We start from the raw sequence: 16,955 nt of genomic DNA on the forward strand, positions 1-16,955 counted from the left end.
TAGGCGTCAGAATGGCTTCGGGCAAGCGGATCATCCCGAGAGCTATCGATATCGTGACCCAGAATGACAAAACGCCCGCAGAGCGAGCGTTTTGTTTCATATCCGTAATTAAGCGTAAGGATTATTCTTCGGTTTCCTCATCACCCTGATCGGCGATCCGGGCGACGCTGACGACCTCTTCGCCCTTACCGGTGTTGAAAACTTTGACCCCGCCGGCGCTGCGGGACCGGAACGAGATGCCGTCGACCGGAACCCGGATCGACTGTCCCTTGGAGGTGGCCAGCATGATCTGATCGTCGATTTCGACCGGGAACGAGGCCACCAGCGGGCCGCCCCGCATCGCCTTGTCCATCGCCATCACGCCCATGCCACCACGGCCGCGCACCGGATAGTCATGCGACGAGCTGAGCTTGCCGGACCCCTTGGCCGTGATGGTCAGGATCAGGTTCTCGGCCGCCGACATCTCGGCATAGCGTTCCTGCGGTAGGATGCTGTCGGCATTGCCGCCATCCTCGTCGGCTTCGGTGTCGTCGGTCACGCCGGCCATCAGGCGGCGCATTTTCAGATAGGCGGCGCGCTCGTCCGGGGTGGCCTCGAAATGACGGATCACCGACATCGAGACCACGCGGTCGCCCGCGTTCAGCCGGATGCCCCGCACGCCGGTCGATTTGCGCCCCTTGAACACCCGCACGTCGGTTGTGGAGAAACGGATCGCCCGGCCGGAATTGGTGACCAGCATCACATCGTCATCGTCCGAGCAGATGCGCGCGTTGACCAGTTCCACGCCCTCGGGCAGGTCCATCGCGATCTTGCCGTTGCGCTTGACGTTGGTGAAGTCGCTCAGCGCGTTGCGGCGCACGTCGCCGGCGCTGGTGGCGAAGACGATCTGAAGGTTTTCCCATTCTTCATCCGGCACATCGACCGGCATGATCGCCGCAATGGAAACGCCGGTGGGAATCGGCAGGATGTTGACAATCGCCTTGCCCTTGCCGGTGCGCCCCGACTGGGGCAGGCGCCAGGTCTTGAGTTTGTAGACCATCCCGTCGGTGGTGAAGAACAGAAGCTGGGTGTGCGTATTGGCCACGAAGAGGGTGGTAACCACGTCCTCCTCCTTGGTCTGCATGCCCGACAGCCCCTTGCCACCCCGCTTTTGCGCGCGGAAATCGGCAAGCGGCGTGCGCTTGATATAGCCGCCCGAAGTCACGGTCACGACCATGTCTTCGCGCTCGATCAGGTCCTCGTCTTCCATGTCGCCCGACCAGTCGACGATCTCGGTGCGGCGCGGTACCGCGAATTGTTCGCGGACGCTGCGCAGTTCATCAGCGATGATGCCCATTATGCGTTCGCGCGAGGACAGGATATCCAGGTATTCCTTGATCTTTGCGGCCAGGTCTTCCAGCTCGTCCGTGACCTCTTTGACGCCCAGTTGCGTCAGGCGTTGCAGGCGCAGGTCAAGGATGGCGCGGGCCTGAACCTCGGTCAGGTTGTAGGTGCCGTCGTCGTTCATCTTGGACAGCGGATCGTCGATCAGGCGCAGATAATCCGCGATGTCCGCGGCCGGCCAGCGCCGGGTCATCAGCTTTTCGCGCGCCTCGGCCGCGTCGGCCGAAGACCGGATCGTGGCCACGACCTCGTCAACGTTCGAGACCGCCACGGCCAGACCGCACAGGATATGGCTGCGTTCCCGCGCTTTGCGCAGGTCAAAGGCGGTGCGGCGGGCAACGACATCTTCGCGGAAATCGATGAAGCTGGTCAGGAAACGGCGCAGGGTCAGCTGCTCGGGGCGGCCGCCGTTCAGTGCAAGCATGTTGCAGCCGAACGAGGTTTGCATAGGCGTGAACCGGTACAGTTGGTTCAGCACCACCTCGGGCGTTGCGTCGCGCTTCAGCTCGACCACCACCCGCACGCCGTTGCGGTCGGATTCGTCCTGAACGTGGCTGACGCCTTCGATGCGCTTTTCACGCACGGCTTCGGCGATCTTTTCGATCATCGAAGCCTTGTTCACCTGATAGGGGATTTCATCCACGATGATGGCATAGCGATCCTTGCGCAACTCCTCGACGCGGGTCTTGGCGCGGATGATGACGCTGCCGCGGCCTTCCAGATAGGCCTTGCGCGCGCCGGAACGGCCCAGCATCACGCCGCCGGTGGGGAAATCGGGGCCGGGGACGTATTCGATCAACTGCTCGGACGTCAGGTCCGGGTCGTCGATCAGGGCCAGCGTCGCGTTAACCACTTCGCCCAGGTTGTGCGGCGGGATGTTGGTGGCCATGCCCACCGCGATACCGCCGGCGCCGTTGACCAGCATGTTGGGGAACCGTGCGGGCAGGACGGTGGGTTCCTTGTCCTTGCCGTCGTAGTTGTCCTGGAAATCGACCGTCTCTTTCTCGATATCCGCCAGTAGGGCGGCGGCGGGCTTGTCCATCCGCACTTCGGTGTAACGCATGGCCGCCGGGTTGTCGCCGTCCATCGAGCCGAAGTTGCCTTGACCATCCAGCAGTGGCAGCGACATCGAAAAATCCTGCGCCATCCGCACCAGCGCATCATAGATCGCGCTGTCGCCGTGGGGGTGATACTTACCCATCACGTCACCCACCGGACGGGCCGATTTGCGATAGGCCTTGTCATGGGTATTACCGGTCTCGTGCATCGCATAGAGGATGCGCCGATGCACCGGTTTCAAACCATCGCGCAGATCGGGGATCGCGCGGCTGACGATGACCGACATCGCATAGTCCAGATAGGACGTGCGCATCTCGGATTCGATCGAGACCGTCGGGCCGTCATAGACAGGGCGCTCGGGCGGGGTTTCATCCATGTTTTCGGGGATTTCTGGCGTATCGCTCACGTAAACTGCCCGTATTTTGTGCTGGGTCTATATCTTGTGGATGCACCTTATCAGACCCGGCACATAAGGTGCAAGCAAGCAGCGCTCCCCGCGGTTCGAATCCTCGGTAACACCCAAGTAACATATTGTTATCTAAGTGTTAGGGGGTTTTCGTGCTAGCCTGAGAATACCGTGCAACAAACCGGAGGTCTGCATGAAGACAAGTGAAACCGAATTGATGCTCAAGGGCTATGGCCTGACAACGGCCGAATTTTTCTATCACATGCCCGATTACGTCCACGTCCTGAATACCTTCATCTGGCAGGAATACGACCTTGCGCCGGATCATCCGAAACTCTTCGAATTCATCGAGTTTTGGCAACGAGAAATAGAAGGGCCGCTTCATTCCGTGAAATTCACGCACCGCAAGATGATCGCGCCGGGCGAGTGGCGCAACATGGTTGGCGAGTTTCGCGTGAACTGAGTGATCGTCCAGGTCCGCCTGTGCGTCGGAATTCCTGTTCTCATTTGAGGCAAGTCGCGTATGGTGACTGCCAATCTGATGGCGTCACAGGAAAAAACAATGATCAGAGCCGTTCTCTTTGTTGCAGCGCTTTGCATGACCAGCCCCGTTTTTGCCGAGGGTGTTCTGGACAAGATCAAAAAGGGCGCCGAAAGCGTCGGGAAGACGATGGACAAAGGTGCCGAAGCGGTTGACGATACGATCACGTCCACCTCTGAGCTGCTGTCCAATGAGGCAACACCTGAAGAGACGCGCGCAAAGCTTGACGCGATGGCAGGCGAGATTTTGGATCAGCTTTTGGCGGAAAACCCCGATGCGCGGCCACTTTATGACGTCAGTGCCGGATATGCGGTGTTCGACTCTCGTAAGGTTACAGTATTCCCTGTGTCGGCGGGCTATGGCCGGGGCGTGGCGGTGTCGAAAGACACCGGGCAACACACATACATGAACATGGGAACGGGCGGCGTTGGCGGCGCCATCGGCATCGGTGGGTTCGAGACCAAATTCGTGATCCTGTTCGAAACCCCCGCTGATCTGGATAAGTTCATAAACCAGGGCTATGACGCGACCGCAGAAACGGGGGCCATGTATGGCGAGGACAAAACGGGCGAAACCCTGCGTTTTACTGACGGACGCTCGTTCTTTGTTCTCAACAAAAAGGGCTGGCGCGTATCGGCCGGCGCGTCCGGTACGAAGTTCTGGAAATCGCCCGAGCTGAACTGATCAGCCAGAACAGCTGGCCCCGCCCAAAACGCAGAATTTGGCGCAATGAGAGTGGTTCAGATGCACGTCCGCCTCGGCCTCGGCCAGGGTATGACCCATCTCGAACTCGGGCTCATAGGGCAGCAGGGTGCAGGCCAGGACAGCAGGTTTTTCGGCCCCCTTGCGTTTGACCACCATACGGGCGCTGGCGCACATGACGTCGTTGGGGGATTTGTCAAGAATTCCCCAGCACGCGGTGGTGATTTCTGGAACCTCGACAGTTTCGTCCATTTCGGGAAACAGAACGGTCTGAGCCGGGTTCTGCGGGTCAATGTCAAATCCGTGCTTGGCAAAGAACCTGGCATAGCCAGCACGGCTTTCCGCGTCTGACTCCCCCCAGACCGTACGCCCGGCGATGGCCATGTTGAAACCGTGGTCGCGCAACCATTCCATCCCGGCCAGGGTTTTGTCGAAACTGCCGTCGCCGCGTTCTTCATCGTGCAGGGCCGGGCGGAAGTGATCGACCGAAATGCGCAGAGTCAACATGTGGTTGAATTCCTTTTGCAACCCCAGCAACCCTTCGCGCATTTTGCGGCGCATCATCGGCGCCATTGCGTTGGTCAGGATCAGAACCTTGTACCCTCGTTCCAGCGCGGCGCGCGTCATGTCGATCATTTGCGGGTTCATGAACGGCTCACCGCCCGTGAAACCGATCTCGTGCACGGGCCAGTTGCGGGCTTCGATCTGATCCAGGTAGTTCCGGACCTCGTCAGCGGTGATGTAAACCAAAGCGTCATTGGTCGGGCTGCTGGCGATATAGCAGTTCACGCATTCGATATTGCACAAAGTGCCCGTATTAAACCAAAGGGTCTCGGGCCGTGTCAGGGAAACCTTTGCGCGGGTCTGGCCGTCAGCTGTCACCGATTTGTTTTGAAACTTGCCGATATTGGCGAGCTGAGGGGCGTTGTCTTTCATTCCCGCATCCGGTTCTTAAAGGTCATCGATCTGATCTAGCCCTTTGTCGCGGATTTGGTAAGGGTGACGCAGCGGTTCTGACAGAGTTTTGAACAGAGTGATTTTTTGCCGAATGGTTGCGCTAACATTGGACATGCCGGAAAGGGCGAGGTAAGGACAATTCATGGTTTCACGCGTCATACCTGTTGATCCCTTTGATCTGATCATTTTCGGCGGTACCGGTGATCTGGCGCAGCGTAAGATTCTGCCCGCGCTTTACCGTCGGTTTTGCGCCGGGCAATGGCACGAGGATGCCAGGATTATCGCAGCAGCGCGTACGGGCCATTCCGCGGAAGATTTCCGACAGATGGTCGCAGAATCGCTGCACCGGCATGCTGCGGTCCGCGCTTCAGAGTCCCAGAGAGTGTCTCGTTTTCTAAAACGGGTCGATTATGTCCCGCTGGATGCAGTATCAGCCGAAGGATGGGACCTTCTGGGTAAAAAACTGTCGCCCAACCGCGTGCGCGCGTTCTATTTCTCGGTCGGTCCCAGCCTGTTCGGCCCCTTGGCCGAGCGGGTCCGGGCCTATGATCTGGCGACCGAAGATACGCGCATCGTGGTGGAAAAGCCGTTCGGGCATGATTTGGGCAGCGCGCGAGAGCTGAATGCCACACTGGCTGCGCATTTTGATGAAAGCCAGATCTACCGAATCGATCATTACCTGGGCAAGGAAACCGTTCAGAACCTGATGGCCGTACGGTTTGGCAATATGCTGTTCGAACCGCTGTGGAACAGCCAGTATGTCGACCATATCCAGATCACCGTTGCCGAAACCGTCGGTATCGATGGGCGCGAAGAATATTATGAACGCGCCGGCGCGATGCGGGACATGGTGCAAAATCACCTGATGCAGCTGCTGTGCCTGATTGCGATGGAACCCCCGGCGAAGTTCGATCCGGACGCGGTGCGGGATGAAAAGCTCAAGGTGATCCGGGCGCTTGATCCGGTGGAGCCGCATCACATCGTGCGCGGCCAGTTTTCGGCAGGGCCGGAAGGGGTGGGATACCGCGAATGTGTCGGCAATCCACGCTCGACCACTGAAAGCTATGTGGCGCTGAAGGCGCATGTCAGCAATTGGCGATGGGCGGGCACGCCGTTTTATCTGCGTACGGGCAAACGGCTGGTGGCGCGCTCGTCGGTTATCAATGTGATGTTCAAGGACGCGCCGCATTCGATTTTCGGGGAAGAGGCCGGGCGTCACGCCAATGCGTTGTCGATCCGGTTGCAACCCAACGAAGGGATCACGCTGAAAGTGACGATCAAGGAGCCGGGACCGGGAGGGATGCGGCTGATCGACGTTCCATTGGACATGAGTTTCGCCGAAGCACTGGGGCCTGAGAATCAAGACCCGCCAGATGCTTACGAGCGCCTCGTCATGGACGTGATACGGGGCAACCAGACGCTGTTCATGCGTGGGGACGAGGTCGAGGCCGCCTGGGCCTGGACCGATCCGATCATCGCCGGATGGCTGGCGCGCGGGGACGTGCCGAAACTTTATGACAGCGGCAGCACAGGGCCGGGCGACGCCGAGCTGCTGATGAAACGTGACGGTCGCCGCTGGCAGGGAATAAAGCCATGAACATTCAGGAATATGCCGACCGGGAAATGCTGGCCATCGATGTGGCAAACGCGTTGGCGGGTGAGCTTGAGGCCGCTTTGTTGCATAATGACACCGTTGCATTGGCCGTCCCCGGCGGGACAACACCGGGGCCGGTTTTTGACAGCCTGTGTGCCGCCGATCTCGAGTGGGACCGTGTGCGTGTTCTGCCTACGGACGAACGCTGCGTGCCGGCTGATCACGAACGTTCGAACGAACGTCTGATCCGGGAAAGACTGCTGACAAACCGGGCATCCGTGGCGCAGTATCTTCCACTTTATGTTCCGGGCGCAGAGCCTGAAGCGGCGTTGCCGGAAATTGAATCGCTGATCGCGCCGGTGCTGCCTTTGTCGGTTCTTGTCCTCGGGATGGGGGAAGACATGCACACGGCCTCGCTGTTCCCGGGAATGGACGGGCTGGACAAGGCCCTTGACAGCCAGGCGCCGACCTTGATCGTCGCCCGGACCGATGTGCAGCCAGAGCCCCGGATTTCTTTGACGGCCCCTGTTCTGGACGGGGCCTTGTCGAAACATCTGATCATCTACGGGCAGGCAAAACGAGACGTATTGGACAAAGCCATGTCGATGCCACCGGAAGAGGCACCGATCGCCGCGGTCCTCAGCGGCATGACGGTTCATTGGGCGGAGTGAGGCAATGCAGTTGGATGCTTTGAAGGCGCTTGCAGCAGCTGACCGCCGTATCGTCGACCTGTTTGCAAAGGATGCAACCCGGGCCGGGTCGTTTTCAGCCTCGACCGGGGATTTGCTGTTCGATTATTCAAAAACGCAGATCGATGAAGACGTGCGCGCTGCTTTGTTGCAATTGTGCGAAGATGCCGGGCTTGCGACGCGGCGCGACGCCATGTTTGCCGGGAAGAAGATCAACGAAACCGAAGGGCGCGCAGTGCTGCACACCGCCCTGCGCAACCTTGATGGTGGGCCGGTTGACGTGGACGGTCAGGACGTCATGCCCGGGGTTCTGGACACGCTGCATCGGATGCGTGTCTTTGCCGAGGAAGTGCGCGGCGGCGCCATTGCGGGGGCAGGGGGCAGTTTCACCGATGTGGTGAATATCGGCATCGGGGGGTCCGACCTGGGCCCGGTGATGGCCACGCACGCACTGGCCCCTTATCACGATGGCCCGCGGGTGCATTACGTCTCGAACGTGGATGGGGCCCACATCGCGGACACGTTGCGCCCGTTGGATCCGGCGCGGACGCTTGTGATTGTCGCGTCCAAGACATTCACCACGATCGAAACGATGACCAATGCGCGCACGGCCCGCGCCTGGATGTCCGAGGGCGGAGGTGATCCGTCCCGCCAGTTTGCCGCCGTATCCAGCGCGCTGGACAAGACGCAGGCTTTCGGCATCCCCGAGGCGCATGTATTCGGTTTCGCCGATTGGGTGGGCGGGCGTTATTCGGTCTGGGGGCCGGTCGGATTGCCGGTCATGATTGCCGTCGGTTCAAATGCATTTGATGCGTTTCTGCTGGGCGGGCAGGCGATGGATCTGCATTTCCGCTCGGCGGATTGGGTGGAAAACATGCCTGTGATGCTGGCGCTGGTCGGCATCTGGCACCGTCAGGTTCTGGGTTGCACCAGCCGCGCTGTGCTGCCCTATGATCAGCGGCTGCTGCGCCTGCCAGCCTATCTCCAGCAGTTGGAAATGGAATCGAATGGCAAATCTGTCGCGATGGACGGGTCTTCGCTGGCTGTCCCCTCCGGGCCAGTGGTCTGGGGTGAGCCGGGTACCAATGGCCAGCATGCGTTCTATCAGCTCATCCATCAGGGGACGGATGTCATTCCCTGCGAATTCATGGTCGCCGCCGAAGGGCACGAACCCGAGTTGACCCACCATCACCGCCTGCTTTTGGCCAACTGTCTGGCCCAGTCAGAGGCTTTGATGCGTGGCCGGTCTTTGGATGAAGCCCGTGAACTCATGGCAGAAAAAGGCCTTGATGGCGACGAACTTGATCGGCAGGCGCGACACCGCGTGTTTCCGGGCAACCGCCCTTCCACAACGCTGATCTATCCGAAGCTTACGCCGTTCGTTCTGGGGCAGATTATCGCGCTGTACGAACATCGTGTGTTCGTTGAAGGTGTTCTGCTGGGCATCAATTCCTTTGATCAGTGGGGTGTGGAATTGGGCAAAGAGCTTGCCAACTCGCTTGGACCTGTCGTGGATGGTGTCGCCAGTGCTGACGGTAAGGACGGATCAACCGCCGCATTGGTCGCCTACGCGCTGAAACACCGAAACTAAGAGCGAAAAAATGCCGCCCACGGCCGTGTTGGGCTGCATTCTTTTATTGTCAGACAATTAAATGATTGGCAGGGTTCCTCCGTAGGAAACGACTGTATTGACGCATCGGGTCACGCCCCAAGCCGTCAATGCCAGATGGACGAGGCAGAGGCCATCCAAGGTCTCGCCAAGGACGGGAGGATGTCCATGTTAGGACAGATGATGACGCAGCCCTTGCTGGTTTCGTCGCTGATCGATCACGCTGACCGCTATCACGGTCAGACCGAGATTGTTTCGGTTGAAACGGATGGAACGGTCACTGAAACCAACTGGTCCGAGATTGCGGTGAATGCCCGACGGATGGCGTCGGCCTTGGCGAGTCTGGGGCTGGAACCGCAGGACAGAATCGGGACACTGGCCTGGAACAATCGGCGGCATCTCGAGATCTATTTTGCCACGTCGGGCGCGGGCTATGTCTGTCACACGGTCAATCCCCGCCTGTTCCCCGAGCAGCTGATGTTTATCATCAACCATGCCCAGGACAGGGTTCTGTTCTTTGATGCGACTTTTGTTCCGCTGGTAGCTGCCTTGCATGATGCCCTGTCCGAGGTTCAGCATTTTGTCCTCATGGGGCCTCGCAATGAAGAGGCTGCGGCTCAGGTTCCTGATCTGAAGTTCTATGACGAGTTGCTGGAGACCGGGGATGCAGGTTTCCAATGGCCCGACCTGGATGAAAAGACGGCCTGCGGTCTGTGCTATACGTCGGGAACCACGGGCAACCCAAAGGGCGTGTTGTATTCCCATCGGTCAACACTGCTGCACAGTTTTGCATCGAACACACGGGATGTGATCGGGTATTCAGCGATGGATGTTGTCATGCCGGTTGTGCCGATGTTCCACGTCAACGCGTGGGGGTCGCCCTACGCCTGCGCCATGTCGGGATCGCGGCTTGTGTTGCCTGGGCCGGATTTGCACGGCGAGGCGCTGGTCAATCTGATCGACACCTATGGCGTGACCTTGGCCATGGGCGTGCCGACCATTTGGCAGGGCTTGCTGGCCTATGCCGCGGCATGCGGAACCGAACTCAAAAGCCTTGAACGCACGGTTATCGGCGGCGCCGCGTGCCCTCCGTCGATGATCGAAACGTTCCGCGAAACCTATGGCGTTGACACGGTCCACGCCTGGGGCATGAGCGAGATGAGCCCGCTGGGCACGACGAATTATCCATTGGCCAAACATCTGAAGCTGCCGCCGGAAGACCAGCACAAGATCCGCCTGAGTCAGGGCAGACCACCCTTTGGGGTCGAATTGAAAATCGTGGACGAAGATGGGAATGATCTGCCGCATGACGGCGAAACCCAAGGCGATTTGATGGTGCGGGGTCACTGGGTACTGGACAGCTACTTCCAGTTGCAGGATCAGGAACTTTTGCAGGATGGCTGGTTCGCTACCGGGGATGTGGCCACTTTGGACCCGGATGGCTACATGACCATTCGCGACAGATCCAAGGACATCATCAAATCCGGTGGGGAATGGATCAGTTCGGTCGAGCTTGAAAACATCGCCGTGGCCCACCCCCAGCTTGCAACGGCCGCCGTGGTTGGTGTTCCGCATCCGAAATGGGATGAACGCCCCTTGCTGGTTGCCGTGAAAGCCGATGGTGAAGAGCCCAGCGAAGAGGATTTGCTTGCCTTTTTCGAAGGCAAAATCGCCAAGTGGCAGATCCCGGACAAGGTTGTCTTTGTCGACGCATTGCCGCTGAGCGCGACCGGAAAGGTATTGAAACGCAAGCTTCGGGCCGAGTTCGGCGACGCCCTGACAGGCTAGGTCTGCTGCGTTTTTGGGAATTGGCTCCGGCGGTAGGGATCGAACCTACGACCAATTGATTAACAGTCAACTGCTCTACCGCTGAGCTACGCCGGAACGGTTCGCGCCGTATAGCAATCCGGTTTCCCGACGTCCAGAGGGTGCGTGTGTTTTTCGACGAAAAAAACCGGCACGAATCGATGTGATTTTTTTCGGCAATGCAGGTCTGAACGAAGGGGGGATTTTGGCTCCGGCGGTAGGGATCGAACCTACGACCAATTGATTAACAGTCAACTGCTCTACCGCTGAGCTACGCCGGAACTGAGGCGCGTATAGCAACCCCGATTCCGGACGTCCAGAGGTTAAGTACGAGAACCATCAAAAATTTTTTCAGTTTTAGCGAACCCGCCGAAAAACAGATGAAACTGACAGGGGGCCAATGGGCCCCACTTTTTTTTTCCCAGTCAGATCAACGAGATGAGCAAAGACGTTGCGCTCGGCCGCGGGCAGCAATGCCGCTGGCGTATCCGTATAGATGCGCTCGGCCAGATGCCGCGCTGTCCCGTCTTTTTCTTCCAATGCGCTCAGAATCTGGGCCTCGCGGGTCTGGCGATGTGCAATCAGCCAGTCCAAACGTTCGGCAGGGCTGGTGATCGGTGCGCCATGGCCGGCGTGGAAAACCGACCAGTCGCGCGCGCGCAGCCGATGGCAGGCAGTCATGAAGTCGGTCAGATCACCATCCGGAGGGGACACCAACGAGCTGGCCCACCCCATAACATGATCCGCCGTGAAACAGATGTTCTGCCAGGCCAGAGCAATGTGATTGCCCAGATGGCCCGGTGTGTGAATGACCTCAAGCTGCCACCCGTCGCCATTGATGGTTTCACCATTCGCCACTTCGACATCAGGGCGAAACGTGGTGTCGATGCCTTCGCCGCCGCCGGTCAGTCCCTGCGCTGCAAGATCGGTCATGACGGCGCTGCGCCCCGCCTCGGGCCCACCATAAGCATAAATCGTCGCCCCTGTGCGCGCCGCCAGCGGAGCCGCCAAGGGTGAATGGTCCACATGCGTATGTGTGACAATGATATGGCTGATCCTTTGACCCGGCGCCAAGGAATCCAGAATTGCGCCCAGATGTGCCTCGCTTGCGGGGCCTGGATCGATGACGGCAATGTCGCGTTCACCCAGCAGATACGTGTTGGTACCGCGATAGGTCATCGGAGAGGGATTCGGGGCCAGAATACGCCGCAAACCCGGATGCAGTTCCTCTGGCTGGCCGACGGGCGGATCGAAATCATCTGGTGCCTGCATTCTGTGCTCTTTCTCTTGTCCGGGCAGCCCGTTAGGTTTAGCGCATGTCTTCGCACTGGCTCAAACCTTATATGCCTCGCAGTCTTTACGCCCGGGCAGCGCTGATCCTGGTTTTACCTGTGATCGTGCTGTTGCTGGTCGTGGGAATCGCGTTCCTTCAAAAGCATCTTGAGGATGTCACCGGCCAGATGACGCGTGCGGCATCCCGCGAGGTGATGCTGATTTCGACAATGATCGAGGACGCGGAAACGCAACAACAGGCGCTGGCGTCGATTCGTCCCGATTTGCAGGCCCTGGAGATGAAGGCCAGGTTTCTGGGCGTCAACGAACAGCCTGAGATTGGCGCGCGGCGTTGGTATGATTTCATCGCCCCGCAGGTCGAATCCGAACTGTATGCCAGGTTGCCCAATCTTGACGCCGTGGCTTTACCCAGCAGCAAAGAGGCGCGGGTTTATCTGAAGACCCATCTGGGGCTGCTGCAATTGACGTTCGATCGGCGCAGGTTGTCGCCCGCGGCCCCGCATCAATTGATCGTCACCATGGTGTTCTTTGCGGTCATCATGACGACGATCTCGTTTCTTTACATGCGGAATCAATTGCGTCCCATTACGCGCCTCGCTGATGCGGCGCAGGCATTCGGGCGGGGGCGAATCGTTCCGTATTCACCAGGTGGTGCTATCGAGGTGCGCGCGGCGGGAAATGCGTTTCTGGATATGCGGTCCCGGATCGAACGCCAGATCGAACAACGGACGTTGATGCTGTCGGGTGTCAGCCACGATCTGCGGACCCCGTTGACACGTTTGAAGCTTGGACTGTCGATGTTGCCGGAAGACGAGGCCGCACCGTTGCAAAAGGATGTCACGGAAATGCAGTCCTTGCTGGATGCGTTTCTGGATTTTTCGCGTGGGGCTGCCGAGGGATCGGCGGAAGAGGTCCAGCCGGATGAATTCCTCCGCCAGATCGTGGATGATGCAAAACGGGCCGGTCATCAGGCAGAGCTGATCGCGGTCGAGGGGCAGGGGACGGTCATGATACGCCCCATGGCTGTACGCCGGGCGGTGGAAAACCTGATTGGAAATGCCATGCGCTATGGCAGCCGGGCCGAGCTCAGCCTGTTTCTGAACGCGAAGTCGATGCGCATCCGCGTTGAGGATGACGGCCCCGGTATACCTGCGGACCAACGTACAGAGGCGGTAAAGCCTTTCACGCGGCTCGACCCGGCTCGCAATCAGAATCAGGGCAGTGGCGTTGGCCTTGGTCTTGCGATTGTGGCGGATGTCGCGCGTGCGCATGGTGGCGCTTTGCGTCTGTCGAAAAGTGAACGTCTCGGAGGGCTCTGCGCGGACATTATTATCGGGCGATAGACCCCCTGTTATGTCTGCGCTTGGGGTTCAATTTTGTTAATTTGTCTGGCCATGGCATCCTGTCCCCATAGTTTTTTGCTTTTTTGGGGGGGCATAAGATGGTTATCGCAGGATTTGTGAAATTGGCCGAAAAGGGGTTTGTCGGGTGCGCGACACTTGCGGCCCTGCTGCCTCTTTGGCAGTGGTATGACGAAACCGATGAAAGGCGGGTGGAACGTTTGACCGGTTTTATCGGGGCAGGCGATACATGTCTGAAATGGTTGCGGTCCGACCTGATCGAGTCGTTGGCATCCGAGTTGTGGCATGCGTCGCAGCAGGACGTGGTGGATGGCGACGAGGATCTGGCGCCTCTTCCGGTTCAGGTGCGTGCCAATATGGCGATATTTTGCGCTGAAATGCTGGACTATTTGCAGAATGACTTCGGCAAGTTCGATGAGCCTCTCGCCTATGATTACTACATGATGATCATGGATGCGTCCTTTTGGGTCGATCCTGATGAATTCGAGACCTATTTGGAGGCGGTGCATCAAGATCCGAGCCTGTCCGGCAGTCACGAAGATTACAGCTTTGGTGGGCGCGACGGCTATTCCTATGAATGGCAAGTAACCCAAGAGGAGCTCGACGCCTATTTTGGGTTCGAAGATTCGGACGGATAAGCCAGCGCATCAACGTCCAGACGTCAACAACCCACCCGGATGTTTCGGCGAAATGGTAGGCCCGGAGATTCTGTGAAAACGTTTCTAAAACAACAACTAAAATGGCTAACTCTTCGGCAAGTGTTGCGCTGGGATGGCTAACCATTCTAATTAACGGGTTAACAGTGACTAAGGGCTTCGAGAGCAATGGAATCGTACCAATTCATTGGCACAGTCCTGCCCGAAAGGGCGCAGATCAGCATCTCGTTTGGTCTTATGTTTTCTCATCCCAGCACTGGCCATGAAGGTAAGGTCGAGGTTTCGATTATTAACAATCAGATAATGGTCAGGGTTTACTCGGAGGCAGAATGGAGAGTTCATGACCTTCGCAACGTAGTGTTGAACATTGTGCAATCGGAGATAGCAACAGTCAGCTACCTCATTGGGCACGCCTATGACATTGAGATCACGCGGGTAACAAACGGTTCGAAAAAGATCGACTATGTGTTCGGTATCGACATGCCTTGCATCAAGGAGCCCAGAAAAGAACGAGACGTATCTTCGGAACTAAACAAGTTACGCCACCTGAAGGCTGGGGAGCACGGAATTCACATCAATAGATGTTTTAAAGATTTAAGCTTCGCGATGCGACATTCAGACGATACTGCATTTTATTGATTTCGTGCGATTGAGGCCTTTAGGCATCATTGCGCTGCAACACTCGGTATTGGTGGCGCTGATAAGAAGTCTCAATGGAAAAAGTTCAGTGACAGGTGTGGATTTGGTGAAGGCGAAATAGACATTGACGGAATTCGCGAAGCATCAATGCGAGTTCGACATGGGGAATCTCTGATTCAGAGCGAAGAAGAAATAGTGACATTGTTGCAGAATACATGGGCAATAGTTGATAGGTATATTTCGAAACTTCAATAATCCTGCGCCACCATGCCGCTCGGATAGCAGGTAAGAAAAGTCTGCAATAAACAAATAACTTCAATAACTTAAGATATAGTTGTCTGACTATCGACGGTTAGTCAAAATTCATACTCAAAAATATACAATAGTATCAGTTTCTTGCGGAGTTTTGGTAGGCCCGGAGGGACTCGAACCCCCAACCAAAGCGTTATGAGCGCTCTGCTCTAACCAATTGAGCTACAGGCCCGCCTAGGCGCTTGGGTATCACGGTGAACAGCCGCGTCAAGCCTGACCGTTGCAACAAACGCCACAATCGACTAACCCGCCCGCAAAGCTTTCTTGAGGGACCGGACATGACAGCGGGTAAAAACGGAATCACCTATGCCGATGCAGGTGTTGATATCGACGCGGGCAACGCCCTGGTCGATCGGATCAAACCCGCCGCCAAGCGGACCAACCGCCCCGGTGTGATGAGCGGCCTGGGTGGATTTGGCGCGCTGTTCGATCTGAAGGCTGCCGGATACCAGGACCCGATCCTGGTCGGTGCGACGGATGGCGTGGGCACCAAGCTGCGGATTGCGATTGATACCGGCGTCGTGGACGGGGTCGGCGTCGATCTGGTGGCCATGTGCGTGAATGACCTGATCTGTCAGGGGGCCGAGCCGCTGTTCTTCCTCGATTATTTCGCGACCGGCAGGCTGGATACCGATACGGCGGCGCGGATCATCGAAGGGATTGCCGAAGGCTGTGCGCAGTCTGGCTGTGCCCTGATCGGTGGTGAAACCGCCGAGATGCCGGGAATGTATCCCGATGGCGATTTTGATCTGGCCGGGTTTGCGGTCGGTGCGATGGAACGTGGCGCAGATCTGCCCGCGGGCGTTCAAGCCGGTGACGTCCTTTTGGGTCTGGCCTCGAACGGGGTGCATTCCAACGGCTATTCGCTTGTGCGCAAGCTGGTCGAACTGTCCGGTCTGGGCTGGGATTCGCCGTCGCCCTTCGGAGAGGGCAACCTGGGTGAGGCACTTCTGACGCCCACACGCCTTTACGTAAAACCGGCTTTGGCTGCGGTTCGTGCGGGTGGTGTTCACGCGCTGGCGCATATCACCGGCGGCGGGTTGACCGAAAATCTTCCGCGCGTGCTGCCCCAAGGGCTGGGGGCCCGGATCGATCTGGGCAGCTGGCAACTGCCCCCTGTCTTCGGCTGGATGGCGAAGACCGGCAGTATCGTTGAGGCGGAAATGCTCAAGACCTTCAATTGCGGCATCGGTCTTATTGTCGTGTGCGCCGCGGACAAGGCGGATGAGCTGTCGGCCCTGCTGGCGGATGCCGGTGAAACCGTCGCTCGGATCGGTACTGTCTCGGAAACGCCCGGCGTTGCCTATTCGGGCAAACTGCTGTGAGCCAGAAGCGCGTCGCGATCCTGATCTCCGGGGGCGGGTCGAACATGGTGTCGCTTGTTGACAGCATGACCAAAGATCATCCGGCGCGGCCCTGTTTGGTGCTGTCCAATGATGCGCAGGCAGGCGGGCTGAAAAAAGCTGCGGACCGTGGCATTCCGACCGCAGTGGTTGATCATCGCCCTTTCAAGGGGGACCGCAGTGCCTTTGAAGCCGAGCTTTTGAAACCCCTGCAAGAGGCGCAACCCGACATTGTCTGTCTGGCTGGCTTCATGCGGGTTCTGACAGCGGATTTCGTGTCTCGGTTTCAAGGGCGGATGCTGAATATCCACCCTTCATTATTGCCAAAATACAAAGGGTTACACACCCATGCCCGCGCGATACAAGCCGGAGATTCCGAACACGGCTGCTCGGTGCATGAGGTGACGGCGGCACTGGATGACGGCCCGATTCTGGGTCAGGCACGGGTGCCGATCCAAGCCGATGATACACCGGAATCGCTGGCTGCGCGGGTGCTGGTGTGGGAGCATAAGCTCTACCCTGAAGTGCTGCGACGCTTTGCAGAAGGCAACAGGTCGCCCGTCCTGTTGCCGTGAACGCTCGGTGGGTGATTTACACCCGTGCAA

13 protein-coding genes and 3 tRNA genes are annotated in these 16,955 nt (G+C 58.2%); 10 read left to right on the forward strand and 6 right to left on the reverse strand.

All coding sequences use genetic code 11. The annotated features are described in order from the left end of the window. Nucleotides 1-121: 121 nt before the first annotated feature. Nucleotides 122-2,848 carry a DNA gyrase subunit A gene (gyrA, locus tag GOW04_RS03440; RefSeq protein ID WP_152458120.1) on the reverse strand — a complete coding sequence of 909 codons (2,727 nt, stop codon included), beginning with the start codon at nucleotides 2,846-2,848 and terminating at the stop codon, nucleotides 122-124. Nucleotides 2,849-3,041: 193 nt separating this feature from the next. On the opposite strand from gyrA, the gene GOW04_RS03445 reads away from it, so the two are divergent. Both GOW04_RS03445 and GOW04_RS03450 read left to right on the forward strand, forming a co-directional pair. After that, a complete protein-coding gene (locus tag GOW04_RS03445) occupies nucleotides 3,042-3,311 on the forward strand; it encodes an usg protein (protein ID WP_152458119.1) in 270 nt (89 codons plus the stop codon). 99 nt (nucleotides 3,312-3,410) lie between these two features. After that, the gene (locus GOW04_RS03450) at nucleotides 3,411-4,073 is read left to right on the forward strand and encodes a hypothetical protein (RefSeq protein WP_217356887.1); all 663 of its coding nucleotides are present in this window, start codon (nucleotides 3,411-3,413) and stop codon (nucleotides 4,071-4,073) included. Here GOW04_RS03450 and GOW04_RS03455 read toward each other — a convergent pair whose 3' ends face one another. Then, nucleotides 4,074-5,027: a radical SAM protein gene (locus tag GOW04_RS03455; protein WP_171231555.1), complete on the reverse strand. Its 954-nt coding sequence runs from the start codon at nucleotides 5,025-5,027 to the stop codon at nucleotides 4,074-4,076. It abuts the gene before it with no gap. Nucleotides 5,028-5,190: 163 nt separating this feature from the next. Here GOW04_RS03455 and zwf point away from each other — a divergent pair, with 163 nt between their 5' ends. The 4 genes from zwf to GOW04_RS03475 all read left to right on the forward strand — a co-directional run bounded on the left by zwf (nucleotide 5,191) and on the right by GOW04_RS03475 (nucleotide 10,728). Beyond that, nucleotides 5,191-6,645, forward strand: coding sequence for a glucose-6-phosphate dehydrogenase (gene zwf, locus GOW04_RS03460; RefSeq protein WP_171231556.1), 1,455 nt, complete (start codon nucleotides 5,191-5,193; stop codon nucleotides 6,643-6,645). Beyond that, on the forward strand, nucleotides 6,642-7,313 hold the full coding sequence (gene pgl, locus GOW04_RS03465) for a 6-phosphogluconolactonase (RefSeq protein ID WP_152458116.1): 672 nt from the start codon (nucleotides 6,642-6,644) through the stop codon (nucleotides 7,311-7,313). The genes zwf and pgl overlap by 4 nt, the downstream gene beginning before the upstream one ends. Before the next feature lie 4 nt (nucleotides 7,314-7,317). Beyond that, entirely contained in the window at nucleotides 7,318-8,922 is a 1,605-nt protein-coding gene (gene pgi, locus GOW04_RS03470) for a glucose-6-phosphate isomerase (protein WP_171231557.1), read from the forward strand. Between the two features lie 186 nt (nucleotides 8,923-9,108). Next, complete coding sequence (locus GOW04_RS03475) at nucleotides 9,109-10,728, forward strand: long-chain-fatty-acid--CoA ligase (RefSeq protein ID WP_171232036.1); 1,620 nt, start codon at nucleotides 9,109-9,111, stop codon at nucleotides 10,726-10,728. 21 nt (nucleotides 10,729-10,749) lie between these two features. Here the strand turns inward: GOW04_RS03475 and GOW04_RS03480 are convergent. The 3 genes from GOW04_RS03480 to GOW04_RS03490 form a co-directional block, all read right to left on the reverse strand. Then, nucleotides 10,750-10,824 (reverse strand) — tRNA-Asn (locus tag GOW04_RS03480). 128 nt (nucleotides 10,825-10,952) lie between these two features. Beyond that, nucleotides 10,953-11,027 (reverse strand) — tRNA-Asn (locus GOW04_RS03485). A 76-nt stretch (nucleotides 11,028-11,103) separates the two neighbouring features. Continuing rightward, nucleotides 11,104-12,018, reverse strand: coding sequence for an MBL fold metallo-hydrolase (locus GOW04_RS03490; RefSeq protein WP_171231558.1), 915 nt, complete (start codon nucleotides 12,016-12,018; stop codon nucleotides 11,104-11,106). A gap of 44 nt (nucleotides 12,019-12,062) precedes the next feature. Here GOW04_RS03490 and GOW04_RS03495 point away from each other — a divergent pair, with 44 nt between their 5' ends. Together GOW04_RS03495 and GOW04_RS03500 are read left to right on the forward strand one after the other, a co-directional pair. Further along, on the forward strand, nucleotides 12,063-13,382 hold the full coding sequence (locus tag GOW04_RS03495) for an ATP-binding protein (protein ID WP_171231561.1): 1,320 nt from the start codon (nucleotides 12,063-12,065) through the stop codon (nucleotides 13,380-13,382). A gap of 98 nt (nucleotides 13,383-13,480) precedes the next feature. Beyond that, on the forward strand, nucleotides 13,481-14,038 hold the full coding sequence (locus GOW04_RS03500; protein ID WP_171115717.1) for a hypothetical protein: 558 nt from the start codon (nucleotides 13,481-13,483) through the stop codon (nucleotides 14,036-14,038). A 1,064-nt stretch (nucleotides 14,039-15,102) separates the two neighbouring features. Here GOW04_RS03500 and GOW04_RS03505 read toward each other — a convergent pair. Beyond that, nucleotides 15,103-15,179 (reverse strand) — tRNA-Ile (locus GOW04_RS03505). Nucleotides 15,180-15,285: 106 nt separating this feature from the next. Here GOW04_RS03505 and purM point away from each other — a divergent pair. Next, a complete protein-coding gene (gene purM, locus GOW04_RS03510) occupies nucleotides 15,286-16,332 on the forward strand; it encodes a phosphoribosylformylglycinamidine cyclo-ligase (RefSeq protein WP_171231562.1) in 1,047 nt (348 codons plus the stop codon). Further along, nucleotides 16,329-16,925, forward strand: coding sequence for a phosphoribosylglycinamide formyltransferase (gene purN, locus GOW04_RS03515; RefSeq protein ID WP_171228249.1), 597 nt, complete (start codon nucleotides 16,329-16,331; stop codon nucleotides 16,923-16,925). The genes purM and purN overlap by 4 nt, the downstream gene beginning before the upstream one ends. Nucleotides 16,926-16,955 lie beyond the last annotated feature (30 nt).

The organism is Ruegeria sp. HKCCA4812 (assembly GCF_013034245.1).
Lineage (GTDB): Bacteria > Pseudomonadota > Alphaproteobacteria > Rhodobacterales > Rhodobacteraceae > Ruegeria.

What these genes read in the sequence shown, in the direction of transcription:
- GOW04_RS03445 (WP_152458119.1), top strand. Translation starts at nt 3,042, where the DNA reads ATGAAGACAAGTGAAACCGAATTGATGCTCAAGGGCTATGGCCTGACA.
- GOW04_RS03450 (WP_217356887.1), top strand. Translation starts at nt 3,411, where the DNA reads ATGATCAGAGCCGTTCTCTTTGTTGCAGCGCTTTGCATGACCAGCCCC.
- GOW04_RS03455 (WP_171231555.1), bottom strand. Translation starts at nt 5,027, where the DNA reads ATGAAAGACAACGCCCCTCAGCTCGCCAATATCGGCAAGTTTCAAAAC.
- zwf (WP_171231556.1), top strand. Translation starts at nt 5,191, where the DNA reads ATGGTTTCACGCGTCATACCTGTTGATCCCTTTGATCTGATCATTTTC.
- pgl (WP_152458116.1), top strand. Translation starts at nt 6,642, where the DNA reads ATGAACATTCAGGAATATGCCGACCGGGAAATGCTGGCCATCGATGTG.
- pgi (WP_171231557.1), top strand. Translation starts at nt 7,318, where the DNA reads ATGCAGTTGGATGCTTTGAAGGCGCTTGCAGCAGCTGACCGCCGTATC.
- GOW04_RS03475 (WP_171232036.1), top strand. Translation starts at nt 9,109, where the DNA reads ATGTTAGGACAGATGATGACGCAGCCCTTGCTGGTTTCGTCGCTGATC.
- GOW04_RS03490 (WP_171231558.1), bottom strand. Translation starts at nt 12,018, where the DNA reads ATGCAGGCACCAGATGATTTCGATCCGCCCGTCGGCCAGCCAGAGGAA.
- GOW04_RS03495 (WP_171231561.1), top strand. Translation starts at nt 12,063, where the DNA reads ATGTCTTCGCACTGGCTCAAACCTTATATGCCTCGCAGTCTTTACGCC.
- GOW04_RS03500 (WP_171115717.1), top strand. Translation starts at nt 13,481, where the DNA reads ATGGTTATCGCAGGATTTGTGAAATTGGCCGAAAAGGGGTTTGTCGGG.
- purM (WP_171231562.1), top strand. Translation starts at nt 15,286, where the DNA reads ATGACAGCGGGTAAAAACGGAATCACCTATGCCGATGCAGGTGTTGAT.